This window comes from Vibrio sp. 10N.222.49.C9 (assembly GCF_041474985.1).
Lineage (GTDB): Bacteria > Pseudomonadota > Gammaproteobacteria > Enterobacterales > Vibrionaceae > Vibrio > Vibrio crassostreae_C.
Map to the genome: position 1 here is coordinate 3085 of NZ_JBFRVD010000021.1, position 22668 is coordinate 25752.

At 45.1% G+C, this 22668-nt stretch carries 19 protein-coding genes, 2 tRNA genes and 1 pseudogene; 12 read left to right on the top strand and 10 right to left on the bottom strand.

Annotation, left to right across the window (positions count from 1 at the left end):
* Positions 1–1610 (bottom strand): VCBS domain-containing protein (locus AB4585_RS09125; RefSeq protein WP_372169623.1); only part of this gene is annotated, 1610 nt, incomplete at its 3' end.
* A 233-nt stretch (positions 1611–1843) separates the two neighbouring features.
* On the opposite strand from AB4585_RS09125, the gene AB4585_RS09130 reads away from it, so the two are divergent.
* The 5 genes from AB4585_RS09130 to AB4585_RS09150 all read left to right on the top strand — a co-directional run bounded on the left by AB4585_RS09130 (position 1844) and on the right by AB4585_RS09150 (position 9433).
* Positions 1844–2308, top strand: coding sequence for a hypothetical protein (locus AB4585_RS09130; protein ID WP_372169625.1), 465 nt, complete (start codon positions 1844–1846; stop codon positions 2306–2308).
* A gap of 99 nt (positions 2309–2407) precedes the next feature.
* Positions 2408–3850: a TolC family protein gene (locus tag AB4585_RS09135; protein WP_102537775.1), complete on the top strand. Its 1443-nt coding sequence runs from the start codon at positions 2408–2410 to the stop codon at positions 3848–3850.
* Positions 3851–3861: 11 nt separating this feature from the next.
* Positions 3862–5601, top strand: a complete 1740-nt coding sequence (locus tag AB4585_RS09140; protein ID WP_372169628.1) for an efflux RND transporter periplasmic adaptor subunit — start codon at positions 3862–3864, stop codon at positions 5599–5601.
* Positions 5598–8741, top strand: a complete 3144-nt coding sequence (locus AB4585_RS09145; RefSeq protein WP_372169630.1) for an efflux RND transporter permease subunit — start codon at positions 5598–5600, stop codon at positions 8739–8741. Before AB4585_RS09140 ends, AB4585_RS09145 begins: the two co-directional genes overlap by 4 nt.
* Positions 8742–8848: 107 nt before the next feature.
* On the top strand, positions 8849–9433 hold the full coding sequence (locus tag AB4585_RS09150; RefSeq protein WP_372169632.1) for a cupredoxin family protein: 585 nt from the start codon (positions 8849–8851) through the stop codon (positions 9431–9433).
* A 126-nt stretch (positions 9434–9559) separates the two neighbouring features.
* Here the strand turns inward: AB4585_RS09150 and AB4585_RS09155 are convergent, their stop codons facing one another.
* From AB4585_RS09155 to AB4585_RS09165, 3 genes are all read right to left on the bottom strand, one after another.
* Positions 9560–9817 carry a hypothetical protein gene (locus AB4585_RS09155; RefSeq protein ID WP_065583933.1) on the bottom strand — a complete coding sequence of 86 codons (258 nt, stop codon included), beginning with the start codon at positions 9815–9817 and terminating at the stop codon, positions 9560–9562.
* A gap of 307 nt (positions 9818–10124) precedes the next feature.
* Positions 10125–10199, bottom strand: a tRNA-Gly gene (locus tag AB4585_RS09160).
* A 38-nt stretch (positions 10200–10237) separates the two neighbouring features.
* Positions 10238–10312: transfer RNA gene (locus AB4585_RS09165), tRNA-Gly, on the bottom strand.
* 525 nt (positions 10313–10837) lie between these two features.
* Here AB4585_RS09165 and AB4585_RS09170 point away from each other — a divergent pair.
* The 6 genes from AB4585_RS09170 to AB4585_RS09195 all read left to right on the top strand — a co-directional run bounded on the left by AB4585_RS09170 (position 10838) and on the right by AB4585_RS09195 (position 16308).
* Positions 10838–12001, top strand: a complete 1164-nt coding sequence (locus AB4585_RS09170; protein ID WP_004731486.1) for a threonine/serine exporter family protein — start codon at positions 10838–10840, stop codon at positions 11999–12001.
* Between the two features lie 179 nt (positions 12002–12180).
* Positions 12181–12519 (top strand): zinc ribbon domain-containing protein YjdM, encoded by a 339-nt coding sequence (locus AB4585_RS09175; protein WP_004731484.1) that lies wholly within the window; start codon positions 12181–12183, stop codon positions 12517–12519.
* A gap of 71 nt (positions 12520–12590) precedes the next feature.
* Complete coding sequence (locus tag AB4585_RS09180) at positions 12591–13085, top strand: GNAT family N-acetyltransferase (RefSeq protein ID WP_017081498.1); 495 nt, start codon at positions 12591–12593, stop codon at positions 13083–13085.
* Positions 13086–13178: 93 nt separating this feature from the next.
* On the top strand, positions 13179–13610 hold the full coding sequence (locus tag AB4585_RS09185; RefSeq protein WP_017081499.1) for a GNAT family N-acetyltransferase: 432 nt from the start codon (positions 13179–13181) through the stop codon (positions 13608–13610).
* 140 nt (positions 13611–13750) lie between these two features.
* Complete coding sequence (locus AB4585_RS09190; RefSeq protein WP_017081500.1) at positions 13751–15112, top strand: DUF1800 family protein; 1362 nt, start codon at positions 13751–13753, stop codon at positions 15110–15112.
* Positions 15113–15120: 8 nt separating this feature from the next.
* Positions 15121–16308, top strand: a complete 1188-nt coding sequence (locus AB4585_RS09195) for a DUF1501 domain-containing protein (protein ID WP_102333476.1) — start codon at positions 15121–15123, stop codon at positions 16306–16308.
* Between the two features lie 68 nt (positions 16309–16376).
* Here the strand turns inward: AB4585_RS09195 and AB4585_RS09200 are convergent.
* Positions 16377–16983 (bottom strand): annotated as a pseudogene (locus tag AB4585_RS09200) (LysE family translocator).
* Positions 16984–17085: 102 nt separating this feature from the next.
* Between AB4585_RS09200 and AB4585_RS09205 the strand changes: the two are divergent.
* Complete coding sequence (locus AB4585_RS09205; protein WP_017062668.1) at positions 17086–17967, top strand: LysR substrate-binding domain-containing protein; 882 nt, start codon at positions 17086–17088, stop codon at positions 17965–17967.
* A 63-nt stretch (positions 17968–18030) separates the two neighbouring features.
* On the opposite strand, the gene AB4585_RS09210 is transcribed toward AB4585_RS09205, so the two are convergent.
* The 5 genes from AB4585_RS09210 to AB4585_RS09230 form a co-directional block, all read right to left on the bottom strand.
* Entirely contained in the window at positions 18031–18975 is a 945-nt protein-coding gene (locus AB4585_RS09210; protein ID WP_372154451.1) for an ADP-ribosylglycohydrolase family protein, read from the bottom strand.
* A gap of 218 nt (positions 18976–19193) precedes the next feature.
* Entirely contained in the window at positions 19194–20117 is a 924-nt protein-coding gene (locus AB4585_RS09215; protein ID WP_372169635.1) for an amino acid ABC transporter permease, read from the bottom strand.
* 128 nt (positions 20118–20245) lie between these two features.
* Positions 20246–21055 (bottom strand): transporter substrate-binding domain-containing protein, encoded by an 810-nt coding sequence (locus tag AB4585_RS09220; protein WP_017093706.1) that lies wholly within the window; start codon positions 21053–21055, stop codon positions 20246–20248.
* Between the two features lie 12 nt (positions 21056–21067).
* Positions 21068–21865 carry an amino acid ABC transporter permease gene (locus AB4585_RS09225; RefSeq protein ID WP_009845515.1) on the bottom strand — a complete coding sequence of 266 codons (798 nt, stop codon included), beginning with the start codon at positions 21863–21865 and terminating at the stop codon, positions 21068–21070.
* Positions 21865–22611 (bottom strand): amino acid ABC transporter ATP-binding protein, encoded by a 747-nt coding sequence (locus AB4585_RS09230; protein ID WP_372169637.1) that lies wholly within the window; start codon positions 22609–22611, stop codon positions 21865–21867. Before AB4585_RS09230 ends, AB4585_RS09225 begins: the two co-directional genes overlap by 1 nt.
* Positions 22612–22668: the final 57 nt, after the last annotated feature.

The following is a 22668-nucleotide window of genomic DNA, read 5'->3' on the forward strand; positions in this document are numbered from 1 at the left end:
GTGCCATCGGCAGAGTGAACGGTGATAGTGTCCGTCGCCGTTTTACCTTGCGCTAGTGCTTGAACTGCCGTGTTTTTGTTATCTAAATCGTAGGTCCAATTACCGTTATCTTTAAGATGTAGGGTGCCTAATTGACCTGCGATATCGGTATTCGAGAAGTGATCTTCGCCTTTATCGGTATCTGTAATAGTCAGAGTCCCAGACGTTTTCAGTTGCGACTCTTCAGTTACCGCACCTGAGTTAGTGCCTGCAATCACTGCAGTATCGTTAGTGCCGTTGACGGTAATGGTGATTTGATGTGGCGTGCCATCAGCTGAGTGAACAGTGACGATGTCTGTCGCAGTTGAACCTTGGCCAAGTCTTTGAACTACTGGGTTATTGTTGTCTAAACTGTATGTCCACGCACCGTCTTTGGTGATGCTTAGCGTACCGAAATTGCTAGTTACTTGTGATGCCTGGAAATGATCTTCTCCAAGATCTGAATCTGTTACCGAAAGCTGCCCTTGAACTTGTGTCGTTAAATCTTCAGTTAACGTGCCAGCATCCACACCCGTAATTACGGCATTGTCGTCGTTTCCGCCAATCGTCATATCGATCGTTTGCGGTGTGCCATCTTTGGTGTGAATTGTGAAACTTTCGTGCAATGAAGTGGCTGCGGTTAAAGCTTGAACATTAGAGAGCGAGTTATCAACTTGATACTGCCAATGTCCATCAGCATCGATAGTTAATGAACCATATTTACCTGAGATAACTTCCGGTGTAACCGAACTTTCATTTTGGTCAGGGTCTATGACATCGATTTTGCCGTTGGCATGTAACAAGCCTTGTGAATCAATATTGTGATCTTCTGTTACGACACCTGTTAAGTCTCCAGAAATACTTGGCGTGTCTTGCTTACCTGTTACTGGTATCTGGACAATGATGCTCGAGCCATTAGATAGGTGTAACGCAAAATGGTCAGTACCTGGTTGGTGCTGATTTAACAGGATGTATTGAGGAGAATTTGGATTCAATACGAATGTGTATTGACCATTTGCATCAACATGAAGCTCTCCGTACGTACCTTTTATGACTTCTGGCATAAAGGTGACGGGTAAAGCGGGCGTCGTAGGCGCATTCGAATGAGTCGGCTGACCGTTACTTCCTGAGGAGATAGTCGGCATCGATACCGAAGGAATGTAATGGACTTGCGGGTGAGAAAGCGTCGATAAATGATGAGAAGGAACCAAGTGAGAGCTCGAACCATGGGCGGCATGACTTGCACTTAAGGTGGAGTTTACGTCGCTGTCACTCGTCTGAGCTTCTTGGAGAGCAACCGCTGATGAGTCCGCCTTTCTATGGTCATCGGTGACATCTTTTTCGGCCACGTTATTTGCGGTTACTTGATCTGCAGCGTCGCTGGAATTGTCTATACTTTCTGCAGCAGCGTGTTTAGCCAATGATGGCAAAATCATCATGAGTGACTGAAAAAGTGGGATATTCACTTTTAGATGTGAATGCAGTCTGCGCTTCTTTTTTTGTGTTGGTTTCTTTTGTTCTAGCTCGTTACTTTTCTTATTTTTGATTTCTGTATTTTTCTTGTTTGCTTTGACGTTTTTTTTGTTAGCCATTTTTATCATCCGTGAATCGTGGTTGCACTGTCTTAAGTAAAATACACAGATAGAGGTTTCGCTAGCTAATTGGATAATTTTTAAAGAAAAAACTGCAAAGTCGAAGAATTATCTCATTTTGATGAAAGAGAGGATGAATACTTTTTCAACGGTCAGATAAATATCGGCACAATGGGATTGACCTTACCCTAAGGGGAACGTTTATAGTTGCGTTGTAAATTCAAAGGTAAGCTATGACAAACACATTCCGAAAAACTTGGATTATTGTTTTCAGCATCATTGCGATGTTGATGTCTAGCTATGCCTCAAGCTCCTCAGCCTTGATGACTGAAGTAATGATGATGGAAATGGGGTCGAGCAAGTCGACTTGTTACCACAGCGATACTTCGGTTAATGATTCAATGGCAGGGTGTCATGTGATGAGTGAAGAAGTACACGCTGAAGACTCTAACATGAGTGCCCATGCTTTGATGGCTCAATTCGATATGTCTTCAATGAGCGAAGACGGCAGTCCGATGATGGGTAACCATTGTTCGAGTGCCGATTGCTGTGCCTCAATGTGTTCTGCAAGTCCCTATCCAATTCAGGCTGTTCAAGCCGTTGATCAACTTTCCTTTTCATTAGCTCGTTTTCAATCGGTCACGATTGGCCAGAAAGTCGCACGCGCTCAATCTTTGCTACGCCCACCTTCCGCATAAATCTATATCTAAAAATACAGCTCTATCAGTTAGATAAATCTGATAAGCCATTCTTTTTTATGCGCTAATTAGCGCTAGATATGGACATTCATTGTGAATATGAAACCAACAACCTCTGTGTTTGTCATGAACACGAGCTTAGTGGTTGCTGCTGCCTTGCCTATGGCCTTGTTTTCAAGTGCTACGCTCGCGGCTACCACGGCGTCAGCTTCAAATGCTCAACACATTTCAGCACATGACCAAGCAAGCTCGACGCAGCAACTCAATACACTGATTGAGATTGCTTTAAGCGAAGATGGAAATCGCAAACAGTACTTTGCTCAGTCTCAAGCGATGCGAGAAACGGGCATTGCCAGCTCGACCTTAATGGACCCGAAATTGAAAGTTGGATTTGGCGGTTTGCCTGTCGATAGCTTTCAATTCGATGAAGACCCGATGACCAATATATCGGTAGGGTTGATTCAGCAGTTTGAGCGTGGCGATACGCTTAACCTTCAACAGAAAAAGGCAGGCCAACAGGCAGATGCTTTAGCTTTGCAGGTGCAAGCAAGAGAATTGACGGTTGCGAATAGCATGACGCAGCTTTGGCTTGAGTTAGGTTATCAACAAAAAGCTGAGTCGGTGATTCGTCAAAATCGTCGTTTGTTGGTTGAGCTTGAAAACTATGTACAAACCAATTACTCGATTGGTAAAAGTGAAGCGCAAGATCTGCTTAATGCTCAGCTCCAAGTGAGCAAGCTTGATGAGAAACTTCAGGCAAACCAGCAGGTTCAGCGTCGTCTAATCTCTCAGCTTTCTGAATGGTTGGGTTCTGATTGGCTAGGTTCTCAGGTTCTTGATTCTCAGGGCACACTGAATGCAACTAACCAAATCGATTGGTCGTTGTTGGAAAGCAAATTAGCGACCAATATCGATTCAACCAAGCACTATCAGCTACTGACTGACCATCCTTTGGTTAAGATCTCCGATGTCAGTATTTCCTCCAATCAAACTCAGGTTGAGTTAGCCGAGCAAGCTTATACCCCGCAATTTGGGGTGGAAGTGATGTATGCACACCGTCAAGCCAATAACATGGCGGGTGAACCTGCTTCTGATCTGGTGAGTGCTTATCTGACAGTCGACATCCCGCTGTTTACGGGGAATCGACAAGATAAAAACTTATCGGCTGCTCAGTATCAAGTTGGTGCGGCCAAATCTCAAAAAGACACCTTACTTTCCCAAATGAACGCACAAGTGAATGCATTGCTGGTGGACAGATCAAATTTGATCCAGCGATTAGATCGCTATCAAACGTCCTTGCTTCCTCAAACTGCAGCACGAATCAGCGCGGTTGAGAGGGGCTATCAAAACAATACCGCTCAGTTTAACGATGTCATTTTAGCAACGACCGATGAGCTGGCGCTTAAGTTAGAGCAACAACGTTTGATCACCGATCTCAACATCGTTAACAGCAAACTGGCGGCGTTAGTCAGTGGCTTTGAATACCAAGTAAACCAACCACAACTCAACTCAAGCGCAACTAAACACACAGCCAATCAATAAGGGAATAGACAATGAGTACAGTAAAAGTAGCAACAATCGCTTTATTGGTCGGTGGTGCATTGGGTTTTGGTGTGAACCATTTTCTAATTAATCCAGCACATGACATGTCAGCAATGGCAACGAGTACAGGCGCAGATGTAAGTAAACAGGCCAAGGATGAACCTCTGTATTGGGTGGCTCCGATGGACCCAAATTATCAGCGAGACAAGCCGGGTCAGTCACCTATGGGGATGGATTTAATCCCTGTTTACGCGGATGACTCAAGTGGTGTTAAAGATGAGCCCGGTACCGTGTTCATTGATTCGTCGGTAGAAAATAATCTGGGTGTCAAAACAGCGAAAGTTAAGTTCGAAGCGCTATCTCCTCGGATTGAAACCGTGGGTTATGTGGCGTTCGATGAAAGTACATTGTGGCAAACCAACGTAAGAGCAGCTGGTTGGGTTGAGAAGCTCTACATCAACGCAGTGGGTGAGAAGGTAAACAAAGGTGATGTGCTTTTCACACTCTATTCTCCAGAGCTTGTTAAAGCACAAGAAGAGTTGATCAGTGCTTATAAAACGGGTCGTAAAGGTTTGATCAAGGGCTCGACTGAACGCTTAATTACCTTGGGTGTTGATAAGACTCAAATCCGCGCTATTACGCGCAAAGGCAAAGCCTCGCAAACCATTGAAGTCAAAGCGCCAGCCGATGGTGTCATCGCAAGTCTGAATATCCGAGAAGGTGGTTACCTTTCACCTGCACAAGCGGTGATCAGTGCTGGTCCATTAGGCGAAGTATGGGTTGATGCTGAGGTGTTTGAGCGTCAAGCGCACTGGATCTCGTCAGGCAGCAATGCGGTGATGACGCTAGATGCCATTCCTGGCAAAGAGTGGTTGGGTAATGTCGATTACGTGTACCCAATCCTTGACCCAAAAACTCGAACCTTGCGCGTTCGTTTGAAGTTCTCCAATCCCCATGGCGAGCTTAAGCCAAATATGTTTGCAAATATTGCGCTGAAACCCATCAGTGATGAAGCCGTTCTTACTATCCCAAGATCTTCGGTGATTCACTCCGGTGGTATGACTCGAGTGGTGATGTCAAAAGGTTCTGGCAAGTATCGCTCTGCTCGTATTGAGGTTGGTCGTGAAGCTGGCGAAAAAATAGAGGTGCTTCAAGGGCTAGAGCAAGGTGAAAACATTGTCACTTCTGCGCACTTCATGTTGGATTCTGAATCGAGCCAATCTGCTGATCTGTCACGCATCAATGGTGTTGAGGAACAAGCTGAAACCGTATGGGCAAACGGTGAAATTTCCGATGTTATGCAAGGCAGCCGTATGGTGACGATTAACCATCAGCCTGTTCCAGAATGGGATTGGCCGGGCATGGTGATGAATTTCACCTTTGTGGAAGGCTTGGACATGAGTGACGTGCAACGTGGTAAGGCAATTGACTTTGAGATGAGAAAGACAGAGTCAGGGCAATACGAGGTTGTTGATTACAAGGTCAACAAACACAAGATCGCCGGCGAAGTTTGGGTAACGGGTGACATTACCATGTTGATGGCAGATTTTGGCATGATCACTGTAAAACATCAGCCAGTCCCTGAGTGGAATTGGAAAGCGGGTGAAATGAATTTCCAAGCCAGTGATGACCTTGATTTATCTGAGTTTGCCGAGGGTCAAACCATTCGGTTTCTAGTGGCGAAGCAAGGTTCTGATTATGTGCTCAAATCTCTCGAACCGACGAATAGCACGGGTGAGGGCGAACTATGATCAATGCAATCATTCGCTGGTCTATTAGCAACCGCTTCTTAGTGTTGGTTGCTACTGTAGCCATCGTATTTGGCGGCTTATACAGCGTTAAAAATACACCTGTCGATGCCATTCCTGATTTGTCAGATGTTCAGGTGATCATCAAAACCAGTTATCCGGGGCAAGCCCCACAAGTGGTCGAGGATCAGGTTACCTATCCATTGACCACCGCCATGTTAGCTGTACCGGGTGCTGAAACAGTTCGTGGCTACTCGTTCTTTGGTGATTCCTATGTCTATATCATCTTCAATGACGATACCGATATGTACTGGGCGCGTTCACGAGTGTTGGAGTACTTAAGCCAAGTTGCACCTAACTTGCCATCGAGTGCCAAGCCAACACTAGGGCCAGATGCAACCGGTGTGGGCTGGGTTTACAGCTACGTGTTGCAAGATAAAACCGGTCAGCATGACTTAGCGGAACTTCGTAGTTTGCAAGATTGGTTCTTGAAGTATGAATTGCAAACTGTAGAAGGCGTGTCTGAAGTTGCGACCGTTGGCGGCATGGTGAAGCAGTACCAAGTACAGATTGATCCTGCCAAGTTACGTGCATATGACCTGACGCTTCAGCAAGTCAACAAGGCAATCCAAGATGGTAATCAAGAAACAGGAGCGTCTGTTGTTGAGATTGCCGAAGCCGAACACATGGTTCGTACCACGGGTTACCTTACAAGCATCGAAGACATTCAATCTTTGCCGTTAAAAGTGACAGACAAAGGTACTCCGCTGCTATTAGGTGACATTGCTGACATTAACCTTGGCCCACAAATGCGTCGTGGTATCTCGGAACTCAATGGTGAGGGCGAGGCGGTTGGCGGCGTTATCGTGATGCGCTTTGGTGAAAATGCCAGTGAAGTGATCGACTCGGTTAAATCCAAACTCGCTGAACTGCAAGCTGGCTTGCCTGATGGTGTTGAGATTGTCGCGACTTATGACCGTTCGACTTTGATTGATTCAGCCGTTGAAAACCTTTGGAAGAAGCTGGCTGAAGAGTTCATCGTGGTCGCCGTGGTGTGTGCGCTGTTCTTGTTCCATATCCGCTCATCACTGGTTATCGCACTAAGCCTGCCTGTTGGTATCTTGGGTGCATTCATTGTGATGCATTGGCAGGGTATTAACGCCAATATCATGTCTCTTGGCGGTATAGCGATTGCGATTGGCGCCATGGTGGATGGTGCCATCGTGATGATCGAGAACGTTCATAAACACATTGAACGGACTCCGCTCACTGACAAAAACCGTTGGCAGGTGATTGGTAAGGCAGCAGAAGAAGTTGGCGCACCGCTGTTCTTCTCTCTGATTATCATTACCTTGAGTTTTGTGCCTGTGTTCGCGCTAGAAGGGCAAGAGGGCAAGATGTTCTCGCCACTTGCATTTACCAAGACGTATGCAATGGCCGCTGCAGCCGGTTTGGCTATCACGCTTGTTCCTGTGCTAATGGGTTACTTCATTCGCGGCAACGTGTTACCTGAACACAAAAACCCAGTAAACCGAAGCCTAGTGGCGATGTATAAACCGCTTCTGAACCTCAGCCTCAAGTATCCCAAGATGATGATTGTTATCGCACTTGGCTTAATGGCGTCTGCTTATTACCCAACCAGTAAGCTTGGTAGTGAGTTCATTCCTCCTTTGGATGAAGGGGATTTGATGTACATGCCAACCACGTATCCGGGCATCTCAATAGGTAAGGCTCGTGAGTTGTTGCAACAGACCAACAAGCTCATCAAAACCATTCCAGAAGTCGAAACCACGTGGGGCAAAATTGGTCGAGCAGAGACAGCAACCGATCCTGCACCGTTAACCATGATTGAAACCGTGATTCAGCTTAAACCGCGAGATGAGTGGCGTGACGGTGTCACTACGGAGTCACTACGCAAAGAGTTCGATGATCTGATTCAGTTCCCAGGTTTAACCAATGCGTGGGTTATGCCAATCAAAACTCGTATCGACATGTTAGCGACCGGTATTAAAACGCCAATTGGTATCAAAATCGCAGGCCCAGATCTGAGCGTGATTGAGGATATTGGCTCTCAACTTGAACCCATCCTCAATAGCGTGAGTGGTACGGCTTCTGTCTACGCTGAGCGTGTTGCGGGTGGTCGTTATGTGACGATAGACATCAAACGTCGTTCTGCTGCGCGATATGGCTTGAGCATTAAAGAAGTGCAACAGGTTATTTCGACTGCGGTTGGTGGCATGAACGTGGGCGAAACCGTTGAGGGGCTAGAGCGTTACCCAATCAATGTCCGTTACCCACAAAGCTATCGTGATTCTGTCGTTAAGTTGCAGAACCTGCCGTTAGTGACACCAAATGGAGCGCGAATTGCTTTGTCTGATGTTGCAGATATTCGCTATGAAGATGGACCACCAATGATTAAGACGGAGAACGCGCGTCCTAATGGTTGGGTGTTCGTTGACATCGAAGGTCGCGACCTTGGTTCTTATGTTGCAGAGGCGCAAACAGTCGTTACAGATCAAATCGTCTTACCTGCTGGTTATTCATTGGCGTGGTCTGGTCAATACGAATACATGGAGCGCGCGAAAGATCGCCTGAGTGTCGTTGTACCTATCACCATCGCCATCATCATGTTGCTGTTGTATCTGAGCTTCCGCCGTGTCGGTGAGGTGATGATGATCATGCTGACATTGCCACTCGCAATGGTTGGTGGCCTATGGCTGATGCATGTCCTCAATTATAACTTCTCCATTGCGGTTGGTGTTGGCTTCATCGCGCTAGCGGGCGTTGCGGTCGAGATAGGTGTGATCATGTTGGTGTATCTCAACCAAGCGTGGCACTTCAAAAAGCTTGATGCCGAACAGAGCCAGCAAACACTCCAACAAACCGATCTCACTGATGCCATTCGTGAAGGGGCAGGGCTTCGTGTGCGTCCAGTAATGATGACGGTTCTCACTGTGATCATTGGCCTCATTCCAATTATGTATGGCGAAGGTACGGGCTCTGAAGTGATGCAGCGAATTGCTGCGCCGATGATAGGCGGAATGGCGTCTGCACTATTGCTTACTCTACTGGTGTTGCCTGCAATCTTTAAGCTCTGGAAACAGCGTGAGATTATGCATAGCCAAAACGAGACAAACAAATAACGTATTGATTATTAGCCCTTACTGACTAAAAACAGAGTGAGTAAGGGCGTACCACATGAACATGTGAAACTAACAAATAAATAACTGAATTAATCTAAGGAACGATCATGAAAAAGACACTTATTGCGATTGCACTGACGTTAACTACTGCAACGGCTTTTGCTGAAATGGACCATTCAACTGTTGATCATTCAAGTATCGACCATTCAAACATGGATCACTCGATGATGAAGAGTGGAGAGATGGACCATTCAAAAATGGATCACAGCATGATGAAGGATGGAAAGATGGACCATTCGATGATGAATATGGAAGGCATGTCTGAAGTGGGTATGCCTGCGACAGGCGCAAAGCCGGATAAAGTGGTTCATGTTCTGCTAAGTGACGATATGAAAATCACATTTAAGAACAAGGTTGATATTGAGCCGAACGACGTGGTGCAGTTTGTTGTGATGAATACGGGCAAGATTGATCACGAATTCTCGATTGGTTCTGCTTCAGAGCAGCTAGAGCACCGTGAAATGATGAAAAACACGGGTAATCACGCCCATGACTCGGGTAGCACAGTTACAGTTAAGCCGGGTAAAGCGAAGCAATTGCTGTGGCATTTCCATGGTGATAATAACGTAGAGTTCGCGTGCAATATCCCTGGTCACGCTGAAGCGGGTATGGTGAAGTCGTTAACGCTTTAGACGTTAATCAATAGCGCTTTGTTGAATTAGAAATTCAATGAGGGCTAGAAAATTAAAGATAAGTCTTAACTTATACCTAAAGCGCTTTGCTGTGAGGGATTCGCTGAGGCTTATCTTTATTTATAGTCACTGTAGCAAGATAGAAGTTTCAAGCAGATGGTGTGCTTCGCCGCTCAGATGCGGTAGCTCTGCCATGATCTTTTTAAACTTGTCATCGATTGACTCTGCTTCATTCAGCGATCGAAAAGCCAGTACAGCCTGTTCAGGCTCGCTGTTCACATAACCTTTCAATGTATCTAGCTGAATTTTATTGGCATTTTCAACTTTTGCTAGCGCGACATTAATTGCTTCGATGCTAATTGTTAACTCATTGCTTTTAAACATTTTTTATTATTTATGGGTTGTTGCTAATGCGCGCACATTAACACAATGATTTTTGCAGATATTGACCAAGATTATTAAATTGGAACAATTTTGAAAATCATTAAAAGCTGAACTGCAATGTGTGATTTGGATAGGTGTCAGAAATACGAAGCGAATTAAGGAGTTAATAGCTTTGGTTGGTCAATCTAAGCTTAAACAAAATAAGTTTAATCAGTATAGATTTAATGACTATGGATTTAACTAACGGAGAAAGTTTTTGAATAGCGTGTCGCTGGAATAAAGCACGTCATGGAGCATAAGGAGAAGTTGGAGCGTGCAGCGGGAATCGAACCCGCATCATCAGCTTGGAAGGCTGAGGTAATAGCCATTATACGATGCACGCACACTGTCTTAAGAGTAAGACTGAGGTATCAAGAAGACTGGAGCGTGCAGCGGGAATCGAACCCGCATCATCAGCTTGGAAGGCTGAGGTAATAGCCATTATACGATGCACGCACATCGTCTTAACGAGTTTGATAATGCCACATCTAACTGAAAACGAAACCTTTTTCTTTCATTTTTATTCTAAGTGCTCGCATAACCACCACTCCGCTAGTTTTTCCATCATGTTCGGCGTTTTCAGAGTGAATAAAATGTGACTAAAATCTCGTAAAAGGAAGGTGAGAAATAATAGTAAATGTCATGCTGCTTTTTGCGATAAATCTACATTAATTTATAAACCTGTTTTAATGGTGCTTGGCAGTCATAAATCTCATGAAAATTAAGGAATTTGGAGTGTTAACATAAACCTGGTTTTTATTCGTGTTTTGGATTTCGTTAATAACAATCTGAATGCATAAATTTAACTTATTAATTTGTCAAAATATTCAGTAAACTAATCCCAAATGACTAGAGTTATAGGCACTTATAAGCCTTTGCAGAAAAAAGTAACGAGTTCAGTTGATAATTCACGCAAAAGTCTCGTCATTCCGTCTATCGTTTGGTACATTTGCCGCACATTTTGTCTCCCCTAAAATTCCCATGCCTTCTCAGTTCCGAATTAACAAAATTGTTGAAATTGGTGACACTCTTCACCGCAGTGGCTGTGCTCCTTACAAGCTAGAGAAATACACTCAATTCTATGCAAAAAAGCATGGTGTGGATGTGATGATCCAAGCAACGCCAACTGCGATTAACTATCAATTTCCAGACGATAACAACGCCGTTATTCTTAAGCGTCTAAAGCCTGCGTCAATTAACCTGAGTTTGTTGGCCAATACGATCATTCGTATTAACCAGCCAAGCAGTGAGCCTGTACCAGAACCTGTCGGTTACTCAAAATTTGTGACTGCACTTGCCAATATGGGTATTCCGCCTGCTTATTTGATGCTGGTGGGCAGTACGTTGGAAGCGGTGGGCTTTTCTGCGTTATTGGGTTTGATGGTGTGGGTATGTCAGCAAGTTCTTCATTCACGTCGTGCTATCGCGGTTGAGTTCATCTCGGCACTGCTAACCGGTATCTTCGTGGCGTTTCTGGCGAGCACAGGGTTGCCGATTCCGGTGTGGGCGTTGTGTATCGCCTCGATTGTCTTGTTTGTCCCCGGGTTATCCATAGCTAACGCATTAGAATGTTTGGCGTTTAATGACTTGGTTTCTGGTACCAGCTTGCTAGGGCAGAGCGCCTTAACCCTGATTAAGCTGTTTGTCGGGATTATCATGGGGCTCAACATCGGTGAAGCGATATGGGGACAAGCGGTCTCCATCGACTATACCAACGCGGTACCGATGTGGATGCACATATCTGGCTTGGTGCTGATCTCTGTGTCTATCGGTGTGATGTTCAATGCTCGCCCTAAAGACATCTTACTTGGTTTGCCAGTTGCCGTTCTCGGTATGTGGGGCCCATTCTATCTAGGTTTTGATAGTGGTTGGGTTGTCGGCACTTGGGTGACGACGGTTCTTATTACTTTGTACGGAACTTGGATTGCCAAGAAGATGGAGCTCACGGGTTCTATTTATATCGTGCAAGGGATCATCATCTTGGTTCCGGGTAGCCGAGTATTAGTGAGTGCCAGCCAGTCGGTGTTTGAACAATCGATTTTGCCTATCCCGAGTATTGGTTTATCGGCGTTATTCATGTTCTCGGCAATCGTGGCAGGGCAAATTACCGCTTACTCGATTTACTCACCAAAAGTCGAACGTTAAGCCGTTCCGCTTTTCAAACCTTTAAACAAACACAGCTTAGCGGCTGTGTTTGTTCGTTTTAGGTGCTGCTCTTTTTTGAAGACAATTAGCTCTCCGTAAAACTTGTTAGATTTATGCTCGCTAAGCCTGACAAGAGCCATTAAAATGGAACAAATTCTATTTAAATGAAGTATTAACGTATGTCCTTACCTCCTTGTCCGCAATGCCAATCTGAATATGTCTACCCAGACCAAAACAACCTAATCTGCCCTGAGTGTGCCTATGAGTGGAATCCAGAAGAAGAGCGTTTAGAAAGAGAAGCCGCGCGTGTTAAGGACGTAAATGGCGTTGTATTGGAAAGTGGCGATAAAGTTACCTTCATTAAAGATCTAAAAATTAAAGGCAGTTCTAGCGTACTGAAAATCGGCACTAAAGCCGTGATTCGACGCATCAACGAAGGCAAAGATCACCAGCTAGATTGCAAGTTGGATGGTGGCGGTGAAATGTTGGTTACGGCGAAGTACGTTAAGAAGCAATAGTCGATAATCGGTCAAAATTGCGAGTTGCTACTGAACTAAATAGCGTAAAACCGGCGGAGAATTAACATCATATGGACATGGTTAAAGCTGCTCTTTCGCATTCAACTGCCTTTCATCACTATGTGAACGCCTGTGTTGAAGATGGGTTAGATATTTACACGGGCATTTCTGATGGCAGTGATGCCTATTTAGAAAGACGAATTGCTTATTCAAAAGGTGGGGGTTTGCCAGAAGGGTGGACGCCTGCTTCTACTTATTTTTGTTTCGAGTCTGGACGTATTCTTGGAGTGATAAGAGTTCGTCATGGCACCAGTCCGTACATTCACGATGTCATCGGACATATCGGCTACGAGACTTTGCCACAAGCGAGAGGGCGGGGTATCGCAAGTCATATGTTGTCTTGGGTTCAACGGTACGTATTGTCCGAAAGCGCTATTATTACGTGTGAGAGGGGCAATATAGCTTCGCAAAAGGTCATTGAGAAGTGCGGTGGACAATTCCTGAGTACCTTTTATTCAGAGCAAGATAAACACGAAGTCTTACGTTACCAACTAGAACCAAAATGAACATTTAAGCGTGGCATCTTTTGGTTTGATCGGGGTTACTATGTCCCGGTTTAAACGAAAATGAAGCCATAGCCAATTATTGTTGGAGGTATTTTGAAGTATTCAACAAGACCTGCTCAGTCATCAGATTATGAATTTCTGTTCGAGCTTAAGAAGGCCGCTGAGTTTGAACCAATCAAGGCCGTATTTGGCTGGGATGAACAAATTCAACGAGATATACACGCCGAAGAGTGGGCAGAAGAACGCCCTGAAATCATTGAATATCAAGGTAAAGCGATTGGTAGTGTGTTGTTGCAAGACAAAGGCGAGCACTTCTATTTTTGCCGATTCTTTCTACTGCCTGAATATCATGGCAAAGGTATTGGCAGCCAAGTTTTAACGGATTGCTTAGCTCAAGCAGCCAAACTCAATAAGCCTGTGGAGTTGTGTTATTTACAAGGTAATCGAGTTGGGGAGTTGTATTTAAGGTTTGGCTTCGAAATCACCTCGCAAAACGATCAGTTTGTCTATATGTGGCGTGAATAGACACTCATTCAAAATGATCACACCGTGTCGGTAACTTGATAGGCACCTGACACTTATCTAACGTAAAACCTTGTAAAGCTCCCTATGCTTGATGACTAAGCGATTACACTTAGAAAAGATCGAGCGTAAGGGAGTGTGCAATGAATTATTACCCGACTTCAAAAATCGTGGGTGAACAAAGGTTTGGCTTTGGGCCAAAACTAGGTCAAACAACCTATTATTCTCCTGTAGAACAGTTGGATAAAAAGCCATTCGTTCACCAAGCTATACAAGACTTACCGAGTACTGAATCTACTCTGATTAAAGTAGGAGAGAATCGTGTACAACGAATGAAGGCCAAGGGTGACGAACAACAGATGCAAGCCACGAAGAAAGAAGCGCAGTCTTTTCTTCGAACGCAGTATCGACAACAAGCTCAAGCTCGCCACCTACAAAGTGTTGAAACTCCTTATGGTTTTCAAGAGCGCATCATTCAGTTTTGGAGCAATCACTTCGCCATCTCGGTCGATAATCGAAAACTGATGCCCTTGGCCGCCAGCATTGAAAACGATGTGGTTCGCCAGCATTGGAATGGTAACTTTGGCGAGATGCTGATGGCTTCTTCTAAACATCCTGCGATGCTTCTGTATCTCGATAATCAACTCTCGATTGGTCCCAATTCAAAAGTCGGAAAGCGCCGTAATAAGGGGCTCAATGAGAACCTCGCTCGTGAGATCTTAGAACTCCACACTCTTGGCGTTGACGGTTCTTATACTCAGCAAGATGTTATTGCTTTAGCAAAAGGCATTTCAGGCTGGGGCATTAAATTCAAATCTCCTGATGCTGGTTTTCGATTCGCTAATAATCTGCATGAGCCAGGAAGTATCACACTGCTTGGAAAGTCCTATTCTCAATCCGGGGTCTCGCAAGGAGAGTCGTGTTTAAAAACCTTAGCGACCCACAAAGACACTGCTGCGCACTTGGTTGATAAGCTTTGCCAGCATTTCATTGGCGACATATCTAAAGAACTCTCAGAGCAAATGGTTGCTGAATATCTGAAAGGCGAGGGAGATTTACTGCCTATCTATCGCTTGTTATTGAACAGCGCTGAGGCGAGTAAACCTAACCCTAATCGTTTTAGACCGCCGAAGGAGTGGCTGTTTGCCGTTCTTCGTAGTGCCGATATTTCTTTAAACGAGAAACAGGCATTCAATGCACTCAACAATTTAGGGCAGCCTCCTTTTAAACCGGGTTCACCTGCAGGCTGGTCGGATCAAGACAGAGACTACAATAGCCCTTCGGCGTTGACTCAACGTATGCAAGTTGCGAATAGGCTTGCGTCTGCTGCAATAAAATCGGCTAAAGCGTCAGGAGTTAAGCCGAAAGCGGTAGTGGATAAAGTGATCGCGGGTTTATATGGCGATGCTATTGATGAACACACCCAAATTGTATTGAACAAAGCCGACAGCGCTGCAATGCAACTTTCCCTGTTGTGGCTAAGTCCGCAGTTTCAATATCGTTAGGAGTGGGTATGAAAAAGTCAGATTGTTCTCAGAATAAAGCGCCACATAGTATTAACCGCCGCCAGTTCATGGGTATTGCGGCGGCTGTTGGCGTCAGTGCGATGCTGCCATTTCCAAGCTTTGCCAAAACAGGTTCAGACAATATCTTCATTTGGGTATCACTGCGTGGCGCGATGGATGGTTTAAATGTTGTAGTGCCGCATGCCGATCCGGATTACTCTAATTTGAGACCCAACATCGGATTAAAACCTGAACAGCTAGTGAAGTTGGATGATTTCTTTGGGCTTCACCCATCCCTAAAGCAATGCCATCAATGGTATGAGAGTAACGAACTCAGCTTTGTACACGCTTGTTCAACCGCTTATCGCGAGCGCTCACATTTTGATGGACAGAAGATATTGGAGAATGGCACTTCCGACCCGTTTAACACCGTAGGGTGGATTAACCGTTTACTCACGTTGAGCTCAGAAAAATACGATGGAATAGCGATTGATTCGGGCTTACCACTCATCATGCAGGGCGAATCGACCGTTGCAAGTTGGTACCCAAACCGCTTAAAAACACGTGATAAACAAACGGAACTGCTGGAAGAGTTGTTTCAAAGTGACCAAATGCTGTCTTCAAACTTTGAAAGTGTCATGAAGATAGATCAACTGGTGGGCGACCAAGGTGTCGGCAAACAGTTTAAATCATTGATGGGTAAAACAGGCGACATATTGTCGGCTGATAACGGACCAAACATCGCAGCGTTAGAACTCGGTGGGTGGGACACTCACGCCAATCAAGGCAACGTAAATGGACGGTTGAGTAATCAGCTTAAAACTTTGGATGTTGGGTTAGCGGCTCTCAAAGCTTCACTAGGTGATCGTTGGCAGAAGACAGTGATCATCGCGGCCAGTGAATTTGGTCGAACAGCAAAAGAAAACGGCACCAAAGGCACCGACCACGGCACTGGCAACGTCATGTTTGTTGCGGGTGGTGCGCTGCCATCGTTGAAAGGAGCGGGTGGTAAGGTTATTACCAATTGGCCGGGCTTGAGCCAAAGCCAGCTATATGAAGGCCGAGACCTTAGTCCAACGACTGATATGCGTTCGGTTATCAAGGGTGTGCTCAACCGACATTTATCGATAGAAGTGAAACAACTCAACGCTATCTTCCCTGATAGTGCCGATATTAGACCGATGAATCTTGTTTAGAGTTTTACCAAGACCCAGTTAGATGCGATTCAGTCGTTTGAATCGCTCTCTATTTGTGACTCGCTTGTTTACGATTTAATCGCCAACAGTGCTCCGAACGTCACTAAGCCAAATCCACATGCTTGATTAAGCCTTTTCTTTGCTCTCAATAGATGCTTTTGCAATGTATTCGAAGTAAACAGCATAGCGACAACGCCAAACCATAAACCGTGAAGAACGATCATGTAAAGCCCATAGCCGAGCGCGACATGCTGGTTTTCTGCATCAGGTGAGATGACTTGGCTGAAGATGCTCAAAAAGAACAACATGGTTTTTGGGTTGAGCACGTTACATAAGAAGCCTTGGGCTAAATAGCGCCAAACACTGGTGCTTTGCATCTTCGATAGGTGCAAGCTTGTTGTCCGCACTCAAGATACCTTTTAGCCCTAGATAAATAAGGTAGGTTGCACCTGCGTATCTAATCATGTCAAACAGCTGCTCATTCTGTGAGATTAAGTAACTGATCCCAAGCATTGAATAACTGATGTGAACACAAATCGCTAAACTCACACCGATTGCAGTCCAAATCCCTGCTTGTCTTCCTTGATTGACACTGTTTTTCAAAACTAAAACGAAATCAGCGCCTGGACTAATAACAATCAATAGTCCCAATACTGCTAGGCTTAACCACTCCATAATGACTCCAACTCTTTATATTTGATGAGCCAGCATTGTATGGTTTTTTATTGCTGCCTATAATCGAAATGAATTCCACCTATCTGTGAGAAAAAATCACACATGAGACATTTGAAAGCATTTCATATTTTCCACGTAGCAGCGCATTCGAGTAGTTACAGTGAAGCGGCGGATAAACTCAATATCACACATGGCGCGGTGAGTAAGCAGATCAAGGTATTGGAAAATCACTTATCCCAAGTTTTGTTCTACAAACAGGGCAGGAATGTGTGTCTCACCAAAGAAGGGGAATTACTCAAAGGTTACACAGAGCAAGCGTTCCAAGCCTTGGAGACTGGAGTCCATAAGCTTAATCAGCTGAATCATCAAGCGTTGGAAGTTTCATGCGAACCCACATTGACCATGCGTTGGTTAATGCCTCGACTCGGTGATTTCTATAACGAATCCGGAATTGATGTTCGATTGTCGACTGCTGGTGGGCCTGTGAACTTGAATGCGACAGGGCTCGATATGGCGATTCGCCGAGATGACTTTAAATTAACCGAGCGTTACGAACAGATACCACTAGTTGAAGAGTGGGTAGGCCCTGTGTGTTCCCCGGGTTATTGGCAGCAGGTAAAAGATAACTTAGATGATGTGAAATTACTGCACAGCAGTACACGGCCTGGTGCTTGGAGTCATTGGGGTGCTATCACTATAGATAAAGTTAATGGTGGAGAGTGGTCAAAAGCTCGAGCGAACCAAACATTTGCACACTTCTACTTTTGCTTTCAGGCGGCTGTCGATGGGTTAGGCATAGCACTTGGGTCTTATCCACTTGTCGCCGACGATCTTGAAAGAGGTAACTTGATCGCGCCGTTTGGCTTCGTACCTTCTGGTCACCAGTACATATTGCTCACGCAAGATAGCAACCATGAAGAGCCAGAAAGCCCGTTTGTTGTTTGGCTGAAGAATGAGTTATCGCAGTGTGTTCCAACTTTATAGGAACGACATCCGACCTAGAAGTGTGCTTGTCTTATGTCAGGCTCTAGTTCGTTGTTGTGGAAATCACTCAATAGGCAAAGACAGCACGCCACCATTGAGTTCGACTTGTTTTAGCCATTCGGTTGGAATTTCGCCATCTTCTTCGTAGAAACACGCCGCTAATACCGCGCCAATTACAATCGCACGCCCGCAGCTGTCACCGCCACATAAGATATTGTCTCGAATGCCTTGTTGATAACTCTGAGCACCTGCAATGATGCGAATCAGCAAGGGGAACGCAGCGCTCAATTCGCAATGCAATCCAAACTTCTTCGCGGCATCTGTAATCGAAAGCTCAGGATCAGCCAGTGCTTCGTCGATTTGATCGTGTATGAACTTGCTACAGGTTTGTCGCACCATTTCTACCGATTGCAGTGGCGAGTTGCCTTGAATTGCCGCTTGAATCAGTAGGGTGATGGCTTGTGCCCATTCCACGGCTTTGTCGTTGTTGTTGGTCACTCGTACCGCACTCTCTACCATTGCCGGTAAGGTGTGAGAGGTGTAAGTACACGCCACTAAAGGAATGATCTTTGAGACTGCGGGGAGCTGTGTATCATCCGCGCCACAGGCTGTAATCGGGGCATTTGCCAATTCTAATTGATGGATGTTCAGCAAGCTCATACGAGTCGCTTTATCAATGTAACCTTGCCAACTGCCACCAAAATCAAACCAGAAACGGAAGTGCTTAATGTAACTCGCTTCGTCGTAGTGTTGATTATCGGCTAGGCTATCGACCATCGCCAATAACTGAGCACCGTATTGTGATTGGTCGCCAGCGGTTTTACCTTGGTGGGCGAAGTAGCCTTTGTCTTGATAATCGAACTGGTTTGGTGAGCGAAATTCTGGTTCAAAACCCGCCACGTGCAAGATCCTCTCTTGGTCATATAGCCAGTGCAGCCCCATTGAAGCAGCGTCTCCAACCAATGCGCCAACAACGGCGTAAAAAGCTCTTTCTTTATGATTGTCCATGCTGAGTGAAGTCCTTGAGAAGATCCAATGGAATTTGATACTTCAAGTATAGTGACTAAATGATGGGTTTGCTGTGTTTCAGTAGAGAGTTTTCAAGCAATTAATCCTGATTGGTCAATGAGTTAAACCAATCAGGGTAAGTGGATGAATATTATGACTTAGGTGGCTATGTTGACATCTAACAGACGCTTGAATACACGTCTAAATAAACAATGACACTAGCGGTTAAGGTAAACACTCGAGCGTTGTTCAATGACTTTGAAAATACGTGAAAGGGTGAAACATAACGCGAAGTAAACCGCACCAACAATCAGCCAGATCTCGAAGATCAAACCGGAAGAGTTCGCCATTTCAGTGCCAACAAATGTCATCTCTTGAATCGAAATCAGGGATACAATCGAGGTATCTTTTACTAGAGAAATTGCCTGACCTGCTAAAGGCGGTGTGATGGCCGTTAATACTTGCGGGCCAACCACAAATCGATACTTAGACAACGCCGATAAGCCGAGTGAATCGGCCGCTTCCCATTGCCCTTTAGGAATACTTTCTAAGCCAGCTCGAATCACTTCTGCGATGTAAGCCGAAGAGAGCAAACCAATACAGATAACACCAGACGCCAAGTTTTCCCAAAGGTTAGCAGGACCAAACAGAAAGGCTTGAACAGCGTTAATCTCGCCGTTGTGTTCACGTAAGATACTTTCTAAACCAAGTAATGGAATCAGTTGGTTAGAAACGAAGAAATAGAATATGAAGACAAAAACCAGTGGTGGAATATTTCGAACCAGCTGGATAAAAATCAGTGCAGGGGTACGAAAGAAAGCAATTTTAGAGTGCCTTGCAACGCCAAGTAATGTGCCAAAAGAGAGAGCTAACACCATGCTCCAAACACTCAAGCGTAGTGTCGCGATCAAGCCTTGGAAAAAGTAAGGGGTATTGCCTTGAGAAGGCGGAATGAAAATCAGGGTAAACGCATCTTCCCAGCGCCACTGGTAGTTAATACCAACAGCGGAACGATAATAAAGCCAGCCTGTAAACACACAAATGACAGCGAGTAACACGCCATCTAAAAGGTTAAGGCGTTGATACCAAGGCTTCATATGAACGTTGGGCTTAGGTGTTGTTAATGCGCTAGTACTACTCACGTCATTCCTGTTTAAACGATAATAATTGATGTGTTGTGAGAGGTGGCTATGAGGTTATAGCTATCTCGTTGTTTTAAACAAGGCAGCGCAAACAATGCACTGCCTTGATTCACTAGCAACAGTTCTGATTACTGACCTTGAGCAATCTGGTCTTGCCAATCTAGAGTTGAGAACCAGTACTCGTAGCGCTCTTTCAACCAACCGTCTTCAGTACGTGCTTTGATCCACTCGTTGAAGAATTCTGCCTTGTCAGTTTCACCTAGGCGAACTGCAAATGCTTCATTACCTTTGGATAGACGCTCTTCAAATGGAATAAATAGCGTGTCTGCGTTTTTGATCGCTTCGTGTTCTGGTTTCGGGCTAGACGCGATAACCGCGTGCGCGTTGCCGTTTAACACTTCTTGGAATGCTTGAGCATCGTCATCGAACTGTAGAACTTTTGCTTTAGGGAAGGTTTCACGAGCCACTTGAACTGTGAACGCACCACGACGAGCAGCAATTTTCACGCGACGAGAATCAAAATCAGAGATCTGAGTAAAACCTTCCGCTAGCTCTTTATTAGCAGCCAGTTGAACACCAGAGTGCGAGTAAGGTTCAGTGAACAGTACGCTTTTAGCTCGCGCTTCAGTAATAGACATACCGCCGATGATCACATCAAACTTCTTCGATAATAGAGAAGGGATAATGCCGTCCCATGCCGTAGGTACAAATTCGACTTTCCAACCTGAATCTTCGGCAAGGCGTTTCGCCACGTCGATTTCAAAGCCAACGAGATCGCCTTGTTTGTTACGCATCGCCCAAGGAACAAATGTCGACATACCAACGCGCAGTGAGCCACGTTCGTTGATTTTATCGAGGTTAGGCGTTTCAGAAGCAAGTGCAGGCAAACTTACGGCAAGCGCAAGTAGGGCTGTAATCGCGGTTTTAAATAGCTTCATGCTGATAAATCCTTATTGTGTTCGCCAGTTAGCTCCGAGCTTATGCTCAAGCCAAGCAGCAACGGCAGAAAGTGAAAGTGTAAGAGCAAGATAAATGATCGCCACAGAGAACCAAATCTCGAATGGCATCGCGGTTTCAGAAACAATGTTTCTGGCTTCGGTTGTCAGGTCGAAAATAGCCATGACACTCACAATCGAAGAGTTTTTAATTAGAGAGATCACTTCATTGGTCAAAGGTGGCAAGGTGCGTTGCACCACCTGAGGAAGAATCACATCCCAGTAAGTATAGGTCTTTGATAATCCCAAGGATTGAGCTGCTTCAAATTGTCCTCTCGCAATACCATTTAAACCGGCACGGAATATCTCGGCGGTGTAAGCACCTTGGAAAAGTGCCAAGGCTAAAACGGCAGTGCTAAAGCGATCCAGCCCTAATACGGGGCCAAATACAAAATAGAGCAAATAAATTTGTACTAATAACGGCGTATTACGAATCAACTCAACATAGCTGGTGGCTAGGGTACGTCCAACCACAGAATTTGAGTTTCTCAATAGCGCTGTCGTTAAACCAATAATCAGCGTCGCGACCAAAGAAATCAGAGAAATATTGATGGTAACCAGTAGCCCTTCAACTAATTCAGCAGGCCACCATTCGCCATCTTCATAGAAAGCAATATAGTCTGGCACGCGCTCCCATTGCCAGCTGTATCCCATGGTTTGTGCACCAGAATCGAGAATCCAAACAACAGCAGCCACCAGTACAACAATCTGTACCAAAGCGGATAGGGCGGGTTTAATAATTCGAATCAACATCAATAAGTCAGGATCTGATTTAGGAACGCTTGAGTACGTTCATGTTGAGGGTTTTCAAAGAGCGCTTGTGGGGTATTCGATTCCACAATTTGTCCTTCATCCATGAAGATAACGCGGTCGGCCACTTGTTTTGCAAAGCCCATTTCGTGGGTGACACACACCATGGTGATGCCTTCGCTCGCCAGTTCAACCATCACATCGAGTACTTCGTTGATCATCTCCGGATCAAGCGCTGAAGTGGGTTCATCGAACAAGAGTAATTCCGGCTTCATACACAGAGAACGGGCGATAGCCACACGTTGTTGCTGGCCGCCAGAAAGTTGCACTGGGTATTTGTTGGCTTGTTCTGCAATGTGCACACGCTCGAGATAGTGCATTGCTATCTTTTCGGCTTCTTGTTTGCTTTTTTTAAGCGTACAAATTGGAGAAAGAGTAAGGTTCTCAAGCACGGTAAGATGGGGGAATAAATGAAAGTGCTGAAACACCATTCCGACTTGGCCCGGTGTGTTGAACTTACTCGGGAGTACTTGTTCTAGCACGGAAAGTTCGCCACTTTCGAAAGGTTCTAGCTGATTGATACAACGGATCAAGGTTGATTTACCCGAACCAGACGGCCCGCAAATCACCACTATCTCTCCTTGTTCAATATTTAAATCGATACCCTTTAGGGCATGAAAATCACCATACCACTTGTTAAGTGACTTAAACTTAACCATTTCCTTGAGATTGTTCAAATCGTTGTTCATACCTAGTAAAGAGACAGGTTTACCTTAACAATATAGAAATATGATTGCACATAAAAT